Consider the following 19,202-nt stretch of genomic DNA (forward strand, 5'->3'; position numbering starts at 1 on the left):
TTATACTTCTGCGGCTGTAATAGCCGCTTTTTTACGTTTGCGTGATTGATTGTAAGAGTCCCAACTAAAAATAGCTAGCGCACTCCAAATACATGCAAACGTTACTAATCTCTCAGCGTCAAACACTTCACCGTAAAACACCACTGCCAATATAAACATTAGGCTTGGCCCAATATACTGAAAAAATCCCAGTGTAGTGTACTGCAAGCGTTTGGCGGCGCCGGTAAAACACAGCAATGGTAATGTAGTTACAATACCTGCACTAATCAGTAATGCATTAGTATGCCAACCGTTAGCTGGCAGGCTTGATGTTGTTGTAGGCACCATTAACCACCAATAAATGAGTGCAACAGGCAGTAATATAAGTGCTTCGAGTAAAATGCCAGGCAAGGCTTCAACGGGTAGTTTTTTACGTAACAACCCATAAAGTGCAAATGATATAGCAAGTGAAAAGGCAACTACCGGAAACGAGCCAAAACTAATTAGCTGCAGCACAACACCGGTAAAGGCAAGTGCCACTGCTACACCTTGAAACTTACGCAGGCGTTCACCTAAAAAGAGCATACCCAGTAATACATTTAAAAGAGGGTTTATGTAATAGCCCAAACTCGCATCAAGCATATGGTTATTATTTATAGCCCATATAAATAAACCCCAGTTAAACCCTAGTAATGTTGAGGTAATAACAAGCATAAGCAAAAGCTTAGGCTGAACAATAATGCGTTTAATTTTACCCCAATACTTTAAAACACTTACTACTAATACTAAAAATACAACCGACCAAACAACCCGATGCATTAAAATTTCAAAGGCAGAAACATGCTGAATTAACTTAAAATATATTGGCGCAAGGCCCCACATAAAAAAAGCAAGACAAGCAAAAATAGCACCTTTACGCTGCTCAGTATCAATCGACATAATAAACACTTAGTGATTTAAAAGGCCGCTAGTTTACTTCCCATACACGTTTTATCCAACTAAATACGTGCCTGTCCCAAAAGCAATTTGAACTGATTGCTCATTATGTAATTCCATTCGACAAACACACACTTTATTACCTGAGCGAATAAGTGTGGCACTCGCTGTAAAGCTCTCTCCTTTACCAGGGCGCAAATAATCAGTGCGCAAGTCGATAGTCCCAAGCGTGGCTAATTTTGTTTGCACACTTCCTATATCTAAATCGGTTAGCTTATCAATCACGCTTGCTGCCGCGAGCATACCGCCTACATTATCAAGTACGGCTGAAATAACACCACCGTGCAGTATTTTTTGCGCAGGGTTACCAATGAGTACATCCTGCCACGGAAACGTAATTTTGGCCTGTTCAGGGCTCAACGACTCAACCGATATTTGTAAAAACTGGTTAAACGGCATGCCATTTACAAATAATGCGCCCACTTGTTCAATTAACATTTCTTTATTCATTATTATTCTCTATGTTTAAACTGGTACGATGAGTAAAGCATAACTTAAGCAAAACTACGAGGCTCTAGTTAAATCATTTACTTAGCAACCTAACTTTAAGAAAGCAGATCTATCTTAATAAGCGGTTTCAACACTACCAGAGTTTAATTTACTTACAATAGAGTTGAGGTTAATACCAATTAGCTTAATTAAGTGATCTATCTGGAGGTAAAAAAATAGTGTCTATAACAAGGCAAAAAACTCGTTATTTAGTTGTTCTATATCAGAAATTTTTAACGCAGCTAGCGTCAGATTTAATCCCTCAAATTGATTAAGTAGTATTGCGGATTGGTATAAGTAACTCAGCTAAAGACATCTCACTAAAAAACCACTAAAATACCCGCCAATGAATACATCAACACCACCTTCTAGCACCCTTGTGCGTAAACCCGAAACTGTCCTCAAACAAGTGTTTGGCTACAGTGAATTTCGCGACGGCCAAAAAACAGTTATTGATGCTGCTATTAACGGCCAAGACTCGCTTGTATTGCTCCCTACTGGCGGCGGAAAATCGGTTTGCTATCAAATACCCGCTTTAGTGCTTGAAGGCGTCACTATTGTTATATCTCCGCTCATATCGCTAATGCAAGATCAGGTAAGTCAACTACAAGCACTTGGGGTAAAAGCCGCTTACGTAAATAACAGCTTAGCGCGAGAAGAGCAGCAATTGGTGTATCAACAGCTTCATCAGGGGCAAATTAAGCTTTTATATGTGGCACCTGAAAAAGTATTACAACGCGAATTTTTAGAGCGTTTATCGCATTTAAATGTAAGCTTATTTGCCATTGACGAAGCGCATTGTGTGTCGCATTGGGGCCACGATTTTAGGCCTCATTACTTTCGCTTAAACGAATTAAAGCAACGTTTTGCACATGTACCCATGATGGCGCTCACTGCAACTGCCGATAAAGCCACCCGTTTTGATATAGTTGAGCAACTAAAACTACAACAGCCTTATATTCATACTGGCAGCTTTGATCGCCCCAATATTCGCTACACCATAGAAGAAAAATTTAAACCTATGGTGCAACTGCTTCGCTACTTAAAAGAGCAAAAAAGCCAAAGCGGTATTATTTATTGCACCAGCCGTAAACGCGTAGACGACATTGCTGAAAAAATTGCAGATGCAGGGCTAAACGCTGCAGCTTACCATGCAGGTATGAGTAACGAGCAACGACAATTTGTACAAACTGGTTTTGCACGTGACGATATACAAATAGTGGTCGCAACCGTTGCCTTTGGTATGGGTATAAACAAGCCTAACGTGCGTTTTGTACTGCATTACGATATTCCAAAAAGTATAGAGTCGTACTATCAAGAAACGGGGCGTGCTGGGCGAGATGGACTTGCCGCAGAAGCCATAATGTATTTTGACCCAGCTGATATTGGCCGTGTAAGACGCTTTTTTGAAGACATAGACGACGAGCAACGCCGCCGTGTAGAAGAACAACGCTTTAACGCAATGGCAAGCTTTGCAGAAGCACAAACGTGTCGCCGCCAAATATTGCTTAACTATTTTAGTGAGTATCAGCGCGAACCTTGTGGTAACTGCGATATTTGTCTAAATCCACCTAAAAGCTTTGACGGTACATTGGTTGCCCAACAAGCGCTTTCTTGTGTGTATAGAGCTGACCAGCGCTTTGGTCTTGGGTACATTGTTGAATTACTACGTGGTGCAAATACTAGCCGCATACGCGATAACAATCATCATGAGCTAAGCACTTACGGCATAGGTAAAGATAAAAGCAGTGAATTTTGGCTTAGTATTTTACGCCAACTTATTCACCAAGGCTTACTTAGCCAAGATATAACACAAGGTGCGTCACTTAGGTTAACCGAAGCCGCGCGTGCAATTTTAAAAGGTGAGTACGCACTGCAATTAGCCGAGCCACGCCTGCAAGCCAAACACGTTTATCAAGATAAGTTAGCACAATTTAATTACGACAAAAAACTGTTTGCTCGCCTGCGCGCACTACGTAAAGAACTTGCTGATGCCGATGATGTACCACCTTATGTGGTATTTAATGATAAAACATTAGCCGAAATGGCGCAGCTTATGCCAACAAACGACAGTGAATTTTTAAAAGTGTCGGGTGTGGGTTTTACTAAGTTAAATAAGTACGGCGGCGAATTTTTAACTGCAATTCGCAATTACCTAGCTACAAATTAAGAATGTTATGACCCAAATAGAATATGACCACGCCCATAAATACATTTTAATTACACCAGTCGAGCCTCCACACGATGAAGACTTTGAACTGTGGAGCACACTCTTTTTACACTCAGACGATGTAACACTCAATGAGTATTCTGCAGGCGCCGATCGCCATCAAGTTCGCTTTACCTATAATCAGCAGACCTTTAATTTAAACTATGAGCATTACAGCCAAAGTATTTGGATTAATGCCGAAGGCCATGAAGCTGAGCACTTATTAGCCGCTTTAGCATTTTATTTAAGTTAGCTTTTAATATCCCGCCCACAGGCGGTTCTAAACCAGGTTGGTTATTAACATAAGTGAATATGAGTAACAATTAATTAGTTTCAAAATCCATACCTTTTACTTACATTATAATAACAATGATGTAAGCTGATATTACGATAGTCATTTGCTACGTAGCAGTAAAGAGGTTTAATGGTGAACAAGAAATGGATAGCACAATGTTGTATTAGCTTAACGGTTTTAAGCTTTTATGTGCCTAATGCATTCGCACAACAATCTTCAACGAAAACTGATAACTGCCTTGTAGAACAGACAGATTTAAGCACAAATAAAAACTTACGCCGAGAAGTTCAAGACAAAACAACCCTCACGCACAGTAATAGTAACGCTAAAATAGCCTCAATAAAGCTCAAGCAACTTAATGTATTTAATACTGAGCTTGAAGAGGAAAATAATGCCCTATTCCGATTTGCTAACCGCGCTCATATTCAAACAGAGCCCGATGTCATTAATAACCTTTTATTATTCTCCCCTGGTGACAAGTACGATGCTAAAAAGCTTGCAGAGTCTGAGCGCCTACTTCGTAAAGAAAGCTACTTATATGATGCACAAATTAGTGCAATCGAAAACTGCGACGGTGACGTTAATGTAGAAGTGGTTACCCGTGATTTATGGACACTTTTACCTGAAGTAAACTTTAGCCGTAGCGGCGGAGAAAATAAATCGAGTATAGGTTTTAGAGAATCAAACCTGCTTGGTTGGGGGAAGCGCCTTTCTTTGTCACGCACGACCGACAGCGATCGTAGCGGTTATTTATTTGTTTACGACGATCCTAATATTTTATCTACTCGCTACCGCGGCCGTTTAGAGTACGCTGATAACAGCGATGGCAAGCGCCATTTACTTGAGCTAACCTATCCATTTTACGCGATAGACACCCCTTTTAGTTACGGTATTTTAAGCTATTCTGAGCAGCGCGAAGAGTCACTATATAAACGCGGCGAAGAGTTTAGCGAATTTGATCAAACTACCGATTTAAACCGTGCATTTATAGGACACTCTAAAGCGCTTAATAATAATTGGACCCAACGCTTAACCTTAGGTTATACCGACGAGCAGCATACCTTTGAAGCTATAGACACTACATTTGCACCACTTGCCGATGACAGAAGTTTAAGTTATCCCTTTATAAGCGGCCATTGGTTTGAAGATAACTACATAAAAGTACGCAATTTTGACAGTATATCTCGCACTGAGGATTTAAACTTAGGTTGGAATATTAAAAGCTTAATTGGCTATTCAGACGAATCATTAAGTAATGACGACAGCCGCGCGGTGTATTCTTTTAACTTTAAAAAAGCCCACTTTACTAACGATAATACCTTATGGCGTTTTAGTGCTGATATTGATGGCTATTGGAATAAAGAACAGAAAAAACTCGAAAACTTTATGGCCACTAGCCAAGTACAATATTATTTAAATACCAGTGAAGACCAATCTTGGTATGTTAAAGCCCGCGTGCAATACGCAAAAAACCTTACTGCTGATCAACAGCTTACTTTAGGCGGCGAAACAGGCCTGCGTGGTTACCCTATGGATTATCAACATGGCGACCGCAGCTTTTTAGTTAATCTAGAAAAGCGCTATTACTGGGAGTACGATTTACTACAACTATTTAAAGTGGGTGGCGCAGCTTTTGTAGATGTGGGCAGAGCATGGTTTAACGATAAAGATAATGGTGAAAACGCACATGTATTAAAAAATATAGGCGTGGGTCTTCGTTTAGCACCAAGTCGTGCAAACTCAGGAACCATGATCCACATTGATATTGCAGCCCCAGTCGATAGCTACGATGACGTAGACTCAGTACAGTGGTTAGTGAGCGTTAAAAATACTTTTTAAATAATACAAACACGTTAAACTAATACCAATTGTATTAAATTAAATTGGTATAAAAGTTCAGGGTCTAATGTGGAAATAATAGAAGTTTTAGAATTGTTTGCATCACAATATAAGTTGATTGTAACTATAATCGCTATTTTGGTTTTCCCTCTGCTATTAAAAATAACCAAAAAATTACTCGAAAAAGCAATTAAGGGGAAAGTTGATTTACACCGAAAATATCGTGCAGAGCTCTTACTAAAAATTATACTCGCCTTTGTCGTGCTGTGTTTAGTTTTAGTATTTTGGGGTATAGAGCTGCGTGGCTTATTGGTTTTAGGCTCCTCTTTATTCGCTATGTTGGGCGTAGCACTATTCGCTGCCTGGTCATTATTAAGTAATCTCACCGCATTTTTACTAATGTTTATTCAAAACGATTGCCGTGTTGGCTATTGGGTACGAATTATTGATGGTGCAAATCATGTTGAAGGGCGCATTGTTGAAATGGGCTTAATGAATGTAGTACTTGAGCATATTGATGGGCACCGCGTAATTTACCCTAACAATTTATTTGTGACCCGTCCTGTCATGGTCTTAAATAAAGAACCAAAGCCAACAAAAGCCCCCGTTATAAAGCGTATTATTGGACCTAAAAAATCCTAAATTAAAATAAACACACAAAAAAGCCGCAGTAGGTAATTACCTACTGCGGCTTTTTAATGCTTTAACTAAATAGAGTTCAGGCTGGCTACTAGTTATTTAATTCTGCTGTTTTAAGCTCGTCATCTAAATCGTTTATCTCATCAATAAAGTTCTCTAGTTGCTGCTCTACTAAACTATTGTCATTTGCAAAGTAAGCAAGGTGGAATACCGCATCACCTTCATTTACCAATGGCATAGTTTGCTGACCAATAACAATACCGCCTTTAGGCGCTAAAAGCTCAAGCTCAGAGTCGCCCAAGGGGCTACTTATATATGCTAGTACTTGCCCTTTAGTTACATGCTCACCTAGTGATACTTGTGCACGCACAATGCCATCAACTTCGGCACGTATCCAACTAGTTGAACCTGCAATAATAGGATCTGGTAACTTTTTAGGACGCTTGCCACGGATCATTTTTAAATGACGCATAACATAATCAACACCCTGCACACCTGCCGCAATTGCGATTGGATCAAAACGCAGTGCTTCACCAGCTTCATAGGTTATAACCGGTATACCTAGGTTTGCAGCTTCACTTCGTAATGAGCCATTACGCAATGATGCATCTATAACTGCTGGCGTGCCAAATGCTTTAGCCATTTCCGCGGTTGCTTCATCAGCTAAGTTAGCGCGAATTTGCGGTAAGTTAGTTCGATGAATAGCGCCAGTATGTAAATCAATAATGTGGGTACAATGTATTGCCACTTGATTAAAAAACATATAAGCCATACGCCCAGCAAGTGAGCCACGCTCAGAACCTGGAAAGCTACGATTCATATCGCGTCGGTCTGGTAAGTAACGCGATTTATGAATAAAGCCAAACACATTCACAATAGGCACAGCGATTATTGTGCCGCGCAGTTGGCTTGGGTCTATTTTAGCAATTAACTGACGCACAACTTCTACGCCATTTAGCTCATCACCATGAATAGCCGCACACACCATAAGCACAGGACCTTCCATTACACCGTTAACCACTTCAATAGGAATATTAAGTGGTGAATGGGTATAAAGTTTAGCTGCCTCTAAGGCAAGTGTTTTACGCTCGCCTACGCCTACACTCTCTCCTAATAAGGAAAAAGGACGGTTAATTTTAACCTTTGCCACGTGTTGCTGTTCCTTTACTTGAAGCATTTTTTTCGATGAAATCAATCACCATGCCTGCAATGTCTTTACCTGTTGCTATTTCAATGCCCTCTAAACCTGGTGATGAGTTTACTTCCATCACAAGTGGTCCACGAGATGAGCGAAGTAAATCAACTCCCGCTACGTTCAAGCCCATTGATTTAGCCGCGGCTACTGCCGTTTTACGTTCTTCTGGAGTAATACGAACTAATGTAGCACTACCGCCACGGTGAAGGTTAGAGCGGAACTCGCCTTCTTGTGCTTGGCGCTTCATTGCTGCTATTACTTTATCGCCTAATACGAAACAACGTATATCGGCACCACCCGCTTCTTTAATGTATTCCTGAACCATAATATTAGCTTTTAAGCCCATAAATGCTTCAATAACGCTTTCTGCCGCTTTGCGTGTTTCAGCAAGTACAACACCAATGCCTTGTGTGCCTTCAAGTAATTTAATTACAACAGGTGCACCGCCTACCATTTCTAGTAAGTCTTTTACATCATCTGGTTTGCTAGCAAAACCTGTTACTGGCATACCAACGCCTTTGCGCGAAAGTAACTGAAGTGAGCGTAATTTATCGCGCGAACGAGAAATAGCGACTGATTCGTTTACAGGGTAAACACCCATCATTTCAAACTGACGAAGTACCGAACAGCCATAAAATGTAACCGATGCACCAATACGCGGGACGATTGCGTCAAATTCTTTTAAGTTTTCACCGCGATAGTGAATTTCTGGTTGCTCAGAGTTTATATTCATATAACAGCGCAATGCATCAATCACTTTAACTTCGTGACCGCGTGCCTCTGCCGCCTCAATTAAGCGACGTGTTGAATATAATTTTCTGTTGCGAGATAAAATACCGATTTTCATAGTTAAACCTTACGACCTAATAGTTGAGATAAAGCCGGGTCAACGACTATACGATTTTCCATGGCTGTACGCCCTAATAACATTCTAAACTTCATTGTTGCACGGCTTGTTAAAGTAAGCTCGATAGGCCAGCTGTGCTCGCCTGCATGCAATGTAGTTTCTATAAAGTAACGTAGTTCTTTTTGCCCACTTGAGCTGGTTACGTACTTCATTTTTTTAACTTTTGCATTGCAAGTGACTTGCGTTTGCTCATCATCTTGCAGTGGCTGGGCCGTAAATTTAACCCATTTTTCTGAGTCAACTTCGTATTCTTCAATGTTAATTGCATGAATACATGAAGTGCGAGCGCCAGTATCAATTTTTGCTTTTATCTCGTTAATACCAAGCCCAGGTAAACTTAACCACTCACGCCAACCAACTGTGATCTTTGCTGTCATAAATGTGCCCTTAATAAAAAAGTGACTTATACGCTACAGGTAAAAAAACACCAACGAAATAAATTTATCTAGTCGATTAGTAAATTAAATTGATCTTTTTAAACAACTGGTCACACAATGCACGCCTTGCTGAATAGTACTTTATGCCACTTTACTCAGCCCAAAGGCTCTGCATATATTTTGCTATTTAAGCTTAACTTATTAAAAATAAAGGTAAGTTTAAAATACTTAAGTAGATACACTATAGTTAACGGTATTAAAAATACACTATTATGAGAAATAATTATGATTAATGGTTTACTACATGCACTTGTACTTGATGGACAAGGCGGCGCTCGCCCTATTGAAAGCACTAATGAGCTAAATAGCTGGCAACCAAGCCACGGAAAACTTTGGGTGCACATGGACTATAGCCAAAGCGAGGCTGTTGAATGGCTCAAGGCACAACCTCATTTAAACGACTACGAATTAGAGTCCTTAATTGCTGATGAAACACGCCCGCGTATTACATCAACGACTAACGGACATATGTTATTTTTACGTGGTGTAAATTTAAATCCAGCACAAAGCCCTGAAGACATGGTTTCAATTCGTTTATTTATTAGCGAAGACATTCTTATTACTACCCGCAAACGTCGTTTATTATCGGTGCAAGATACGATCGCTTGTTTAAATGAAAATAAAGGCCCATGCAATATTTCTGAGCTAGTATGCTCTATTACACAAAAACTAACTTCTCGCATGCAAAGCGTTATTGACTCACTAGATGAAACACTCGACGAGTTTGAAGAAGAAATAGATGAACCAAGTAAAAAGTTTGATAACCAAGGTTTATCACAGTTGCGCCGTCAAACAATTGCCTTAAAGCGTTATTTAAAACCGCAAAAAGAAGCCCTTAGCTCAATGGTAAATAATCACTACCCGTGGCTGTTAGATGACGATAAAGCAAAATTAAACGAAACAACAAACTTACTTATTCGTTATTTAGAGGAGCTTGATAGCTCTATTGAACGTGCGCAAATCATTCAGCAAACAATCACTAACCAAGTGTCTGAGCAATTAAATCAGCGTATGTATGTAATGTCGGTTGTAGCTGCATTGTTTTTACCTTTAGGCTTTTTAACCGGCCTGTTAGGCGTAAACGTAGGAGGTATTCCGGGTACCGAGAGCCCCTATGCGTTTAGTGCGTTTGTTATATTTTTGATTGTACTTACTGGCGGTATTGGTGTGTATTTTAAAAATAAAAAATGGTTATAAATTAAGTTTATACATTTAAAAAGCATTAAAAAAGCATTAAAAAAGCATTAAAAAAGCCACTCAGCTTTAAACTGAGTGGCTTTCTAAACTACTAAATAATTAGTTAGTTTTACGCGTATAACTAACGTCAGTCATTGTTACTTTAGCTTTTGTAATTCCTAAATCTTTAAAGCACTCTTTAAATGAATCTGAGTTTCCTGACTCGCCACACTCATCTAGTGTATATGGGTCTTGTGATTGTAAATAATTACCAAACTTAAAGTAAGATTCTGAATCATCTTCTACCGGAATACCAAAGGTAGTACCTAATGCAGTCACATCTACATCACCGTAATTATTAACTACTTTTAGATTGAATGAACCACCACTTCTGATAGTACCTAGTGCATGCTTTTCTTCTTTACCACTGGTGTTACGCAGGCGAACATAAACGTCAAAAATCCCGTTATCTGCTACGCTATCATCAAAACCTGATTCATCAGTATCTGAAACATATACTTTTGAAATCGTACCCGTATCGCTAGCATGGTGCTGAGAAATAATCGTTTTACCACCATCTGACATTTCAACTTTTACAGTTGCCTCAAAAACCTCATAGGTTTCGGTCATTGCAACACGTGCACTTTCTTTTACTTTATATTCATGACGCCAGCCATTCCCGTTTGGAGTGATATGACGCGCTTCTAGAGGAACAAACTCTAAAGTGTCGCTATTTACTAATGGATGAGGATCGTTACCTTCAAGGTCAAAAATACTACCGTTGGTGATATTGCTTGCTATGCCGGAACCACTACCAGTGTCGCCACCGCCAGTATCACCCGTGTCTCCGCCGCCAGAAGAACTTCCCTTAGTTAATGAAAAGCTGTCAAAGCGAACATCGTTTGAGCTATTGTCATGCTTAGCAAATACTTGCAATGAATTAGTGCTAGCTGTTGTGAAAGTTTTAGATACTTTTGTCCACGAAGAAACGTTAAATTTCTCACTTTTAAACAAACCATTAAGATCGTTAATGCCGATTTGTCCCTTGCCAAGTACGTACGCACTTAACGTGTACTGAGTATTTCTATCTACATCTACATTCTGGTAAACACGCCCTGGACTACCTTGAATTTTTAATGATTTAGAGCCCTTGTAAGCACTACCTGAAATAGCCGCTGGTTCTGTTTCATTCCAGTTATTCCAACCATCTTCAAATCCAGCATTATTAACAGTTGCCGCTTGTACAAAACTTGAGCTAGCAGTCATTGCTGCAAGCATAAATAGGGATTTTTGGTTAATCATTATCTTTATTTCTCCAAACCTGTACATGAAAAAATCTTACTACATGGCTATAAATGAGTATTTCACTTGAGCCTAGATCACCGCCTGCAAATAGGTTTTAACTTGTGTTTTTATGTGTAATTGGTAATAAGTTAAATGTAAAAAAAACGCTCCTGGTTTACAAATAAATATTACCAATGATTATTGCCAGCTGGGCTGAGACACAAGTTATATTGCTTGTAATAAATTTGCAACAATTTATTTAATAGGTAATAAGTATTGATTTCATTTAGATTCATTAAATCAACATATAATAAAAACAAATAAAAACAGAGGCTTAAAATAAATCACCGTCAAAAAACAACAAAACCCAGATAAGGGAAAAATATAAAATAATGAAAAAGCATTAAATAAAACTTTAATTGGTAATTTATTAAAAATTCAAAAATCGCATTTCCTGTAATAACAAAATTGGTTTTCATTTTATTTTATGCAGTAAAGCTTACGTTCAGTTTAATTAACTAGAATGCCACTGGTTAACCAATTAATTTAGACTGTTTATATAAAATAAAATTTAATAATGGCAGAACGAAATGCATTTGAAATAAGAATTTAAAGATGAAAGTATTATTATATTAGTGAAGGGTAGCTTAGAAAATTTAAGAGGTGTTTGAGCTCAGTGAAGGTGGATATTTTATTTTCTATAGATAATTTATTAATAATATTTATACAAAACATACCAATAAGTTTTAAATAAATTATTGAAAACACCTAGAAGGTTGATTCAATTTAGTTCGAATTAAAAGCTTTAGCAGAACTCGGCATGTTGCCCTTTGCGGATTGAAATTAGTTTAATCTAGGGGCGGTTAAATCGCGGCGCGGGGTTTGTAACCAAGCGGGCTCGGTAACTACTCCTGCGTTACGCTACTGGCTTACTTCCATGTGAAAATAAGTAAAAACCGAGCAAAGCTTCCGCGTCCTGTTCACGCCCCTTACCACATCCATTTAGGCAACAAAGAGTAATCGTCCCTAGAAAAAACCTGAGGGGAAGCGCATGTTTGGTAGCACGCTTTTACAGGCATTAAAAAAGACGAGCACTTTGCAATGATCGCCTTTTTTATAACAGTCAGCTAATTACTCTTGAAAGTAAGTACCCCAACCATCGTACTCAACTTCGCACTCAACGGCTAGTTGCGCTAGCTTATCAACGTCTTCCATAATAACGTCTACGTCTAGCTCAGCTTCAACTACAATGTCAAAGCTCCAAATTTTGTTACCGTCTTCAAGCTCAAGCTCTGCTGGTTCTTCAACATCGTAACCCAATTTAAAAGCAGCAAGTGCAGCTTGCTCTAACTTAGGAAAGTCTTCACACACAAAGTGGTGCTCTACTTCATAAAGTATTTCAGGGTCTGACCCATCTTCAAGTAGTGAACTTACGATGTCTTCACTTATTTCACGCCAGTTTTCCATTATTTTTCTCTCACTTGAGCATCTAATTCAGTTATTTTAGCAGCCATAATGCTATGCACGCTTTTAGCATGCTCACGCGCGCTAATTTCTTTATCAAGCGGTATAGGCGCTAACATTTCGATGTGAATTGTACCATTATCCCAACGATTTAGCTTAATGGTTTTATGTGTTGTATTCATACATACCGGAATTATGGGTACATCTGCGCTCATTGCGGTGTGAAATGCACCCGTTTTGAATGGTAGTAACCCTCTTCCATAGCTTCGTGTGCCTTCTGGAAACATCCATACAGATAAGCCATTATTTTTAATTTTTTCGGCTGCTTTTGAGATAGTTCCTGCCGCTTTAGAGCGATTCGATCTGTCTATTAATATATTACCCGACAACCAATAAAGCTGACCAAAAAATGGGATCCACTTTAAGCTCTTTTTACCCAAACTTACGCAGTTTTTTGGCACCATTGCTGGCACTGTAAATAAGTCGTAGCTATTTTGATGATTAGCAACATAAACTGCAGGACCTGGATCAACGGCATCTTTATGACGTGTTAGAACTAGCTTAACGCCAACCATTTTAGCCATTGAGCCAAACCAACCCGCTATAATATGTACATTATTAGGGTGAAATGGTCTTACAATCGAAAGTAATAAACCAAAAATACAACTGAATAATATAAACAGCAGCATAATAAAAACGCGTATAACAGCTAGCAAATGGGCTTCTCCAAAAATGAATTATAATTATTATAGCGTTATTTTGTGACACAAACGAGTCAATAGCGCACAAGTGTACGCTGAAATATTTAAGCTCTTTATTTTAAAACAAAAACGGCCTGCAAATGCAGACCGCTTTTATTTATACAAAAAAGTAATTGGCTACTCTTCGCTAATAACGTCCATTGGTTCATCATCTTGAGGAGTTAGCTCAACAACGGCTTCGTCAACACGCTGTAAGCCACGCGGTAGTTTATTACCCCTACGCCCTCGTTCACCATGATAATGCTCTAAATCGCTTGGTTTGAGTGTTAGTTTACGTTTGCCTGCATGAAGCGTAACACTGCTTCCTAGTGGTACAACAGCAAGCACTTTTACAAACTCTTCACGGGCTTGTACTTTAGCACCCGGTATAGAAATGATTTTATTACCCTTACCCTTACCTAATTTTGGTAAGTCTCGCAGCGGGAATAAAAGCATTCGACCTTCGTTAGAAATAGCCATACAGTAATCGCTAGCAACATCGTTCACTCTAATAGGAGAAAGTAATATTCCACCTTTAGGGACACTTACCAGCGCTTTACCGTTTTTATTTTTACTAACTAAGTCTTTAAAGTCGGTAATAAAGCCGTAACCTGCATCTGACGCCATAAGCAATACTTGCTCGTCTTCACTCATTACCACGTGCTCAAAATTAGCGCCTGGTGTTAAGTTAAAACGACCTGTCATTGGCTCCCCCTGGCTTCGCGCCGAAGGTAGACTGTGCGCATCGGTTGCAAACGCCCGCCCCGCTGAATCTAAAAATACCGCAGGTTGATTACTCTTACCACGAGCAGAGGCTCTAAAGCCGTCACCTGAGCGATAATTTAAGCCTTGTACATCTAAGTCATGACCTTTACCAACGCGTGCCCAGCCTTTGTCTGATAGCACAACAGTAACTGACTCTGATGGAATTAAATCTTTTTCGTTAAGTGCTTTCGCTTCTGAGCGCTCAATCACTGGCGAGCGACGATCGTCACCGTACATTTCAGCGGCTTCTTGAATTTCTTTTTTAAGCAGTGTCGACATACGACGTTCTGAGCCCAAAATTTGCGCTAATTTATCACGTTCTTTGGCTAGTTCGTCTTGCTCACCACGAATTTTAAACTCTTCAAGTTTTGCTAAATGACGAAGTTTTAATTCTAAAATTGCTTCTGCTTGCGTATCAGTTAAATCAAAGCGCTCCATTAATACAGGCTTTGGTTTATCTTCGCTGCGGATGATTTCAATTACTTCATCAATATTTAAAAAGGCGGCTAGCAAACCCTCTAAAATATGTAGACGTGCTAATACTTTATCTAAACGATACTGCAAACGACGACGCACTGTTTCGCGTCTAAATATTAGCCACTCACTTAAAATACAGCGTAAGTCTTTAACTTGCGGGCGGCCATCTAGGCCTAGCATGTTTAAGTTTACGCGGTAATTTTTTTCAAGATCGGTGGTTGCAAATAAATGCGCCATTAATGGCTCAGCTTTAATGCGGTTTGAGCGCGGAATAATTACAATGCGTGTTGGATTTTCGTGATCTGACTCGTCACGTAAATCGGCAATCATTGGTAATTTTTTAGCGTTCATTTGCGCTGCAATTTGCTCAAGTACTTTACCACCAGAACATTGATGCGGCAGCGATGTAATAACAATATCGCCATGCTCTTCGGTATAAACCGCACGCATTTTGATAGACCCACGACCGGTTTTATATATTTTATGAATATCGGCTTTTGGAGTAATTATTTCAGCATCTGTTGGGTAATCTGGTGCATGTACAAGCTCAAGTAATTCTTCAAGCTCTGTTTTTGGTTTATCAAGTAATAAACAACATGCACTAGCCACTTCACGTACGTTATGTGGCGGAATATCGGTTGCCATACCTACGGCAATACCCGTTATACCGTTTAGTAAAATATGCGGTAAACGAGAAGGCAGTACAACAGGCTCATCCATTGTACCATCAAAGTTTGGTGTCCAATCTACGGTGCCTTGGCCAAGCTCTTTTAATAGTACTTCTGAAAACTTAGATAAACGCGCTTCGGTATAACGCATTGCTGCAAACGATTTAGGGTCATCTGCCGCACCCCAGTTTCCTTGTCCATCTACCAAAGGGTAGCGGTAAGAAAACGGCTGCGCCATTAATACCATCGCTTCGTAACATGCACTGTCGCCGTGTGGATGGTACTTACCAAGCACGTCACCCACTGTACGGGCTGATTTTTTGTACTTAGCGTTAGCCGACAAACCCAGCTCGCTCATCGCATAAATAATACGACGCTGTACTGGTTTTAAACCATCACCTACATGCGGTAAGGCGCGGTCCATGATCACGTACATGGAATAATTTAAATAGGCGTCTTCGGTAAAACGCCCCATTGTTTGTTGCTCAATTCCTTGCATTAGCAAGGTATCTGTATCACTCATTAAAGCTTACCTAGTTTTTCTTATAGCTTACACGGTAGATTACATTGGCGTAATCATCGCTTACTAACAGACTGCCGTCACCTAATTCTGCAAATGCAACAGGGCGTCCAAATGTTGTTTCGTCTTTCATAAAGCCAGTAATAAATGGCGTATATTTAGTTACGCGACCTACTTCAATTGTTGCTAGCCCTATTTTATAACCTGACTTTTTAGAACGGTTCCATGAGCCATGTTCAGCAACAAATAATTGTTGCTTATAGCTTGCTGGAAATTGCTTACCGTTATAAAAATGAATACCCAGTGGCGCTACATGCGCAGCAAGTGCAAGAGCTGGCGACGTGTAATCGGCAATATTTTTACCTTCACCAAACTCAGGGTCAATAATTGCACCGGCATGAACATACGGAAAACCAAAATGCTCACCTTCTTGCGTTGCACGGTTTAACTCATCAGGCGGAATATCATCGCCCATCATGTCGCGACCGTTATCACTAAACCATAAAGCTTGAGTAGCTGGATGAAAATCAAAACCGACGGTGTTTCTAACGCCCTTGGCTATTGTTTTTATTTGTTTTGTTTCTACATTAAGCGCAAAAATACGACCAAAACGTTCATCCTCAGCACAAATATTACACGGTACACCCACCGGAATGATTAGCTCGCCCGTTGGTGCAAAACGTAAAAATTTCCAACCATGATGACGCTCGCTCGGTAATGCGTCATAAACCACATCAAATTTTGGATCTTTTAATTGGGTATCAATATTTTTAAAGCGAATAATACGATGCACTTCACCTACGTATAAATCGCCATCTTTAATTGCTATGCCAGAGGGCATGTTTAGGCCTTTAGCCACAACAATTTTTTTATCTGCTACGCCATCGCTATTATGATCAATAAGCGCATATACGTTGCCCGCTTTACGAGAGCCAACATACACAATACCTTTTTTTGAAACGGCTATTTGACGTGCATTTTCTACATCATTTGCAAATAAGCTTATTTCAAATCCCGGTGCTACGGTGAGCTTATCGAGTATATTTTTCGCCATTACAGGAGCGGTAGTCAGCCCAAGTAACAGCAAACTTCCTAGTAGTTTTTTCATTCGCCTCTCCTAGTGTTAAGCACAGGTAATTAAACGAGTGCCTTGTTACCATGATCTTCTAACCATTGACGACGATCAGGCGATCGTTTCTTAGCAAGCAGCATATCCATCATTTCCATGGTTTCTACTTCTTCATCAAGCGTAAGCTGCACTAAACGTCGTGTATTTGGATCCATCGTGGTTTCACGCAGTTGTAACGGGTTCATTTCACCCAGACCTTTGAATCGTTGTACGTTTACTTTTCCGCGTTTTTTCTCGGCTTCTATGCGCGCCAAAATAGCGGTTTTTTCTTGCTCATCAAGTGCGTAATAAACTTCTTTACCAATATCGATTCTAAATAATGGCGGCATTGCTACATACACATGCCCTGTTTTTACTAACTCTGGAAAATGGCGAACAAACAATGCACATAATAGTGTTGCGATGTGTAGTCCATCCGAGTCAGCATCGGCCAATATACAAATTTTATTGTAGCGTAATGCCGACATATCGGTTGATTCTGGATCAATACCCAGCGCCACTGAAATATCGTGTACTTCTTGTGATGCTAGTATTTGGCCTGACTCAACTTCCCAGGTATTCAAAATTTTACCACGTAGCGGCATGATAGCCTGAAACTCACGGTCTCTTGCTTGTTTAGCAGAGCCACCAGCAGAATCACCTTCCACTAAAAACAATTCGGTACGGTCGTTATCGGCCGCGCTACAATCGGTAAGTTTACCCGGTAAGGCAGGACCTGCAGTAACACGCTTACGCACTACTTTTTTAGCTGCACGCAAGCGAGTTTGCGCATTTGAAATACATAACTCAGCTAATAACTCTGCGGTATCTGTATGTTCATTTAACCATAAACTAAACGAGTCTTTTACAACCCCCGATACAAACGCAGAACACGAGCGTGATGATAGTTTTTCTTTTGTTTGACCGGCAAATTGAGGGTCTTGCATTTTAACCGATAACACGTAACTACAACGATCCCAAATGTCATCAGGAGTTAATTTCACACCACGAGGGAGTAAGTTTCTAAACTCACAAAATTCACGCATTGCTTCAAGCAAACCTTGGCGTAAACCATTTACATGCGTACCACCTTGCGCGGTAGGAATAAGGTTTACGTAGCTTTCAGCTATTGATTCACCACCTTCTGGTAGCCATACAACAGCCCAGTCAGCGCCTTCAATTGAACTTTTAAATTCGCCAACAAACGGGTCTTGCGGTAATGTTTCAAAACCTTTAATTGCTTCAACTAAATAGTCTTTTAAGCCTGTTTCATAAAACCATTCTTGGGTTTCTTTTGTTTGCTTATTAACAAACTTAATTCGCAGCCCTGGGCACAAAACTGCTTTGGCTTTTAATAAATGATTAAGTTTAGTAATTGAGTAGTTTGGTGAATCAAAGTAGCTAACATCAGCCCAAAAACGAACCGTAGTGCCGGTGTTACGTTTACCGACTGTACCAATTACGTTTAAGTCTTCTACTTTATCGCCGCTTTCAAATGCCATTCTGTATTGTTGAGCGTCGCGTCTTACTGTTACTTCTACACGCGTAGATAACGCATTTACTACCGAAATACCTACACCGTGTAAACCACCCGAAAATTGATAGTTTTTATTAGAAAACTTACCACCGGCGTGTAATTTAGTGAAGATCAATTCAACCCCAGGGATACCTTCTTCTGGGTGAATATCAATAGGCATACCACGCCCGTCATCACTTACTTCAAGCGAATTGTCTTCGTGGAGTATTACGTCGATACGAGTAGCATGACCCGCCATAGCTTCATCGACACTGTTATCGATAACCTCTTGGCCTAAATGATTGGGACGTGTTGTATCTGTGTACATCCCTGGGCGTCGTTTTACCGGATCTAATCCATTAAGTACTTCAATGGCTTCGGCGTTATAATTTTGATCACTCATAGTTTTTGTCTTTATATCCGCTAAGGCTCTAATACGTTTTACTAGTTTTATTGTTATATGCGCTAAAGCGTTAATATAGTAACTAACCTCAGTTCA

Annotated in this window: 16 protein-coding genes; 5 read left to right on the forward strand and 11 right to left on the reverse strand. The window is 39.8% G+C overall.

All coding sequences use genetic code 11. From position 1 onward, the window contains the following. Both rarD and I6F54_RS14225 read right to left on the reverse strand, forming a co-directional pair. Entirely contained in the window at positions 1 to 918 is a 918-nt protein-coding gene (gene rarD, locus I6F54_RS14220) for an EamA family transporter RarD (protein ID WP_197141978.1), read from the reverse strand. A gap of 51 nt (positions 919 to 969) precedes the next feature. After that, positions 970 to 1,425: a thioesterase family protein gene (locus I6F54_RS14225; RefSeq protein WP_007583728.1), complete on the reverse strand. Its 456-nt coding sequence runs from the start codon at positions 1,423 to 1,425 to the stop codon at positions 970 to 972. Positions 1,426 to 1,810: 385 nt separating this feature from the next. Between I6F54_RS14225 and recQ the strand changes: the two genes are divergently transcribed. The 4 genes from recQ (at position 1,811) to I6F54_RS14245 (ending at position 6,449) form a co-directional block, all read left to right on the forward strand. Then, positions 1,811 to 3,634 (forward strand): DNA helicase RecQ, encoded by a 1,824-nt coding sequence (recQ, locus tag I6F54_RS14230; protein ID WP_010553279.1) that lies wholly within the window; start codon positions 1,811 to 1,813, stop codon positions 3,632 to 3,634. A gap of 7 nt (positions 3,635 to 3,641) precedes the next feature. Continuing rightward, positions 3,642 to 3,926, forward strand: a complete 285-nt coding sequence (locus I6F54_RS14235) for a DUF3630 family protein (protein WP_007583724.1) — start codon at positions 3,642 to 3,644, stop codon at positions 3,924 to 3,926. A 171-nt stretch (positions 3,927 to 4,097) separates the two neighbouring features. After that, positions 4,098 to 5,807, forward strand: a complete 1,710-nt coding sequence (locus I6F54_RS14240; RefSeq protein WP_024609055.1) for a ShlB/FhaC/HecB family hemolysin secretion/activation protein — start codon at positions 4,098 to 4,100, stop codon at positions 5,805 to 5,807. Positions 5,808 to 5,876: 69 nt separating this feature from the next. Further along, complete coding sequence (locus I6F54_RS14245) at positions 5,877 to 6,449, forward strand: mechanosensitive ion channel domain-containing protein (RefSeq protein ID WP_169044298.1); 573 nt, start codon at positions 5,877 to 5,879, stop codon at positions 6,447 to 6,449. An 88-nt stretch (positions 6,450 to 6,537) separates the two neighbouring features. Here the strand turns inward: I6F54_RS14245 and I6F54_RS14250 are convergent, their stop codons facing one another. Genes I6F54_RS14250 through I6F54_RS14260 form a run of 3 tightly spaced genes read right to left on the reverse strand, consistent with a single transcriptional unit; the run spans position 6,538 to position 8,925 of the window. Next, the gene (locus I6F54_RS14250; protein ID WP_007585786.1) at positions 6,538 to 7,596 is read right to left on the reverse strand and encodes a succinylglutamate desuccinylase/aspartoacylase family protein; all 1,059 of its coding nucleotides are present in this window, start codon (positions 7,594 to 7,596) and stop codon (positions 6,538 to 6,540) included. Then, positions 7,583 to 8,488, reverse strand: coding sequence for a 30S ribosomal protein S6--L-glutamate ligase (gene rimK, locus I6F54_RS14255; protein ID WP_002961977.1), 906 nt, complete (start codon positions 8,486 to 8,488; stop codon positions 7,583 to 7,585). Before rimK ends, I6F54_RS14250 begins: the two co-directional genes overlap by 14 nt. A 2-nt stretch (positions 8,489 to 8,490) precedes the next feature. Beyond that, entirely contained in the window at positions 8,491 to 8,925 is a 435-nt protein-coding gene (locus I6F54_RS14260; RefSeq protein WP_007585784.1) for an ATP-dependent zinc protease family protein, read from the reverse strand. Between the two features lie 285 nt (positions 8,926 to 9,210). Between I6F54_RS14260 and I6F54_RS14265 the strand changes: the two genes are divergently transcribed. Then, entirely contained in the window at positions 9,211 to 10,182 is a 972-nt protein-coding gene (locus tag I6F54_RS14265) for a zinc transporter ZntB (RefSeq protein ID WP_165740541.1), read from the forward strand. A gap of 99 nt (positions 10,183 to 10,281) precedes the next feature. Here the strand turns inward: I6F54_RS14265 and I6F54_RS14270 are convergent, their stop codons facing one another. From I6F54_RS14270 to parE, 6 genes are all read right to left on the reverse strand, one after another. Next, a complete protein-coding gene (locus I6F54_RS14270) occupies positions 10,282 to 11,463 on the reverse strand; it encodes a polysaccharide lyase family 7 protein (RefSeq protein ID WP_197141980.1) in 1,182 nt (393 codons plus the stop codon). Between the two features lie 1,113 nt (positions 11,464 to 12,576). After that, a complete protein-coding gene (gene rraB, locus I6F54_RS14275) occupies positions 12,577 to 12,912 on the reverse strand; it encodes a ribonuclease E inhibitor RraB (protein ID WP_007585369.1) in 336 nt (111 codons plus the stop codon). Continuing rightward, the gene (locus I6F54_RS14280; protein WP_024590693.1) at positions 12,912 to 13,625 is read right to left on the reverse strand and encodes a 1-acylglycerol-3-phosphate O-acyltransferase; all 714 of its coding nucleotides are present in this window, start codon (positions 13,623 to 13,625) and stop codon (positions 12,912 to 12,914) included. The genes rraB and I6F54_RS14280 overlap by 1 nt, the downstream gene beginning before the upstream one ends. A 162-nt stretch (positions 13,626 to 13,787) precedes the next feature. Continuing rightward, the gene (gene parC, locus I6F54_RS14285; protein WP_165727200.1) at positions 13,788 to 16,082 is read right to left on the reverse strand and encodes a DNA topoisomerase IV subunit A; all 2,295 of its coding nucleotides are present in this window, start codon (positions 16,080 to 16,082) and stop codon (positions 13,788 to 13,790) included. 10 nt (positions 16,083 to 16,092) lie between these two features. Continuing rightward, positions 16,093 to 17,187, reverse strand: a complete 1,095-nt coding sequence (locus tag I6F54_RS14290; RefSeq protein ID WP_165727199.1) for a PQQ-dependent sugar dehydrogenase — start codon at positions 17,185 to 17,187, stop codon at positions 16,093 to 16,095. 29 nt (positions 17,188 to 17,216) lie between these two features. Further along, positions 17,217 to 19,106 carry a DNA topoisomerase IV subunit B gene (gene parE / locus I6F54_RS14295; RefSeq protein WP_024590690.1) on the reverse strand — a complete coding sequence of 630 codons (1,890 nt, stop codon included), beginning with the start codon at positions 19,104 to 19,106 and terminating at the stop codon, positions 17,217 to 17,219. Between the last annotated feature and the right edge of the window lie 96 nt (positions 19,107 to 19,202).

The organism is Pseudoalteromonas sp. SWXJZ10B, from assembly GCF_015864475.1.
In the GTDB taxonomy this organism is placed as follows: Bacteria; Pseudomonadota; Gammaproteobacteria; order Enterobacterales; family Alteromonadaceae; genus Pseudoalteromonas; species Pseudoalteromonas arctica.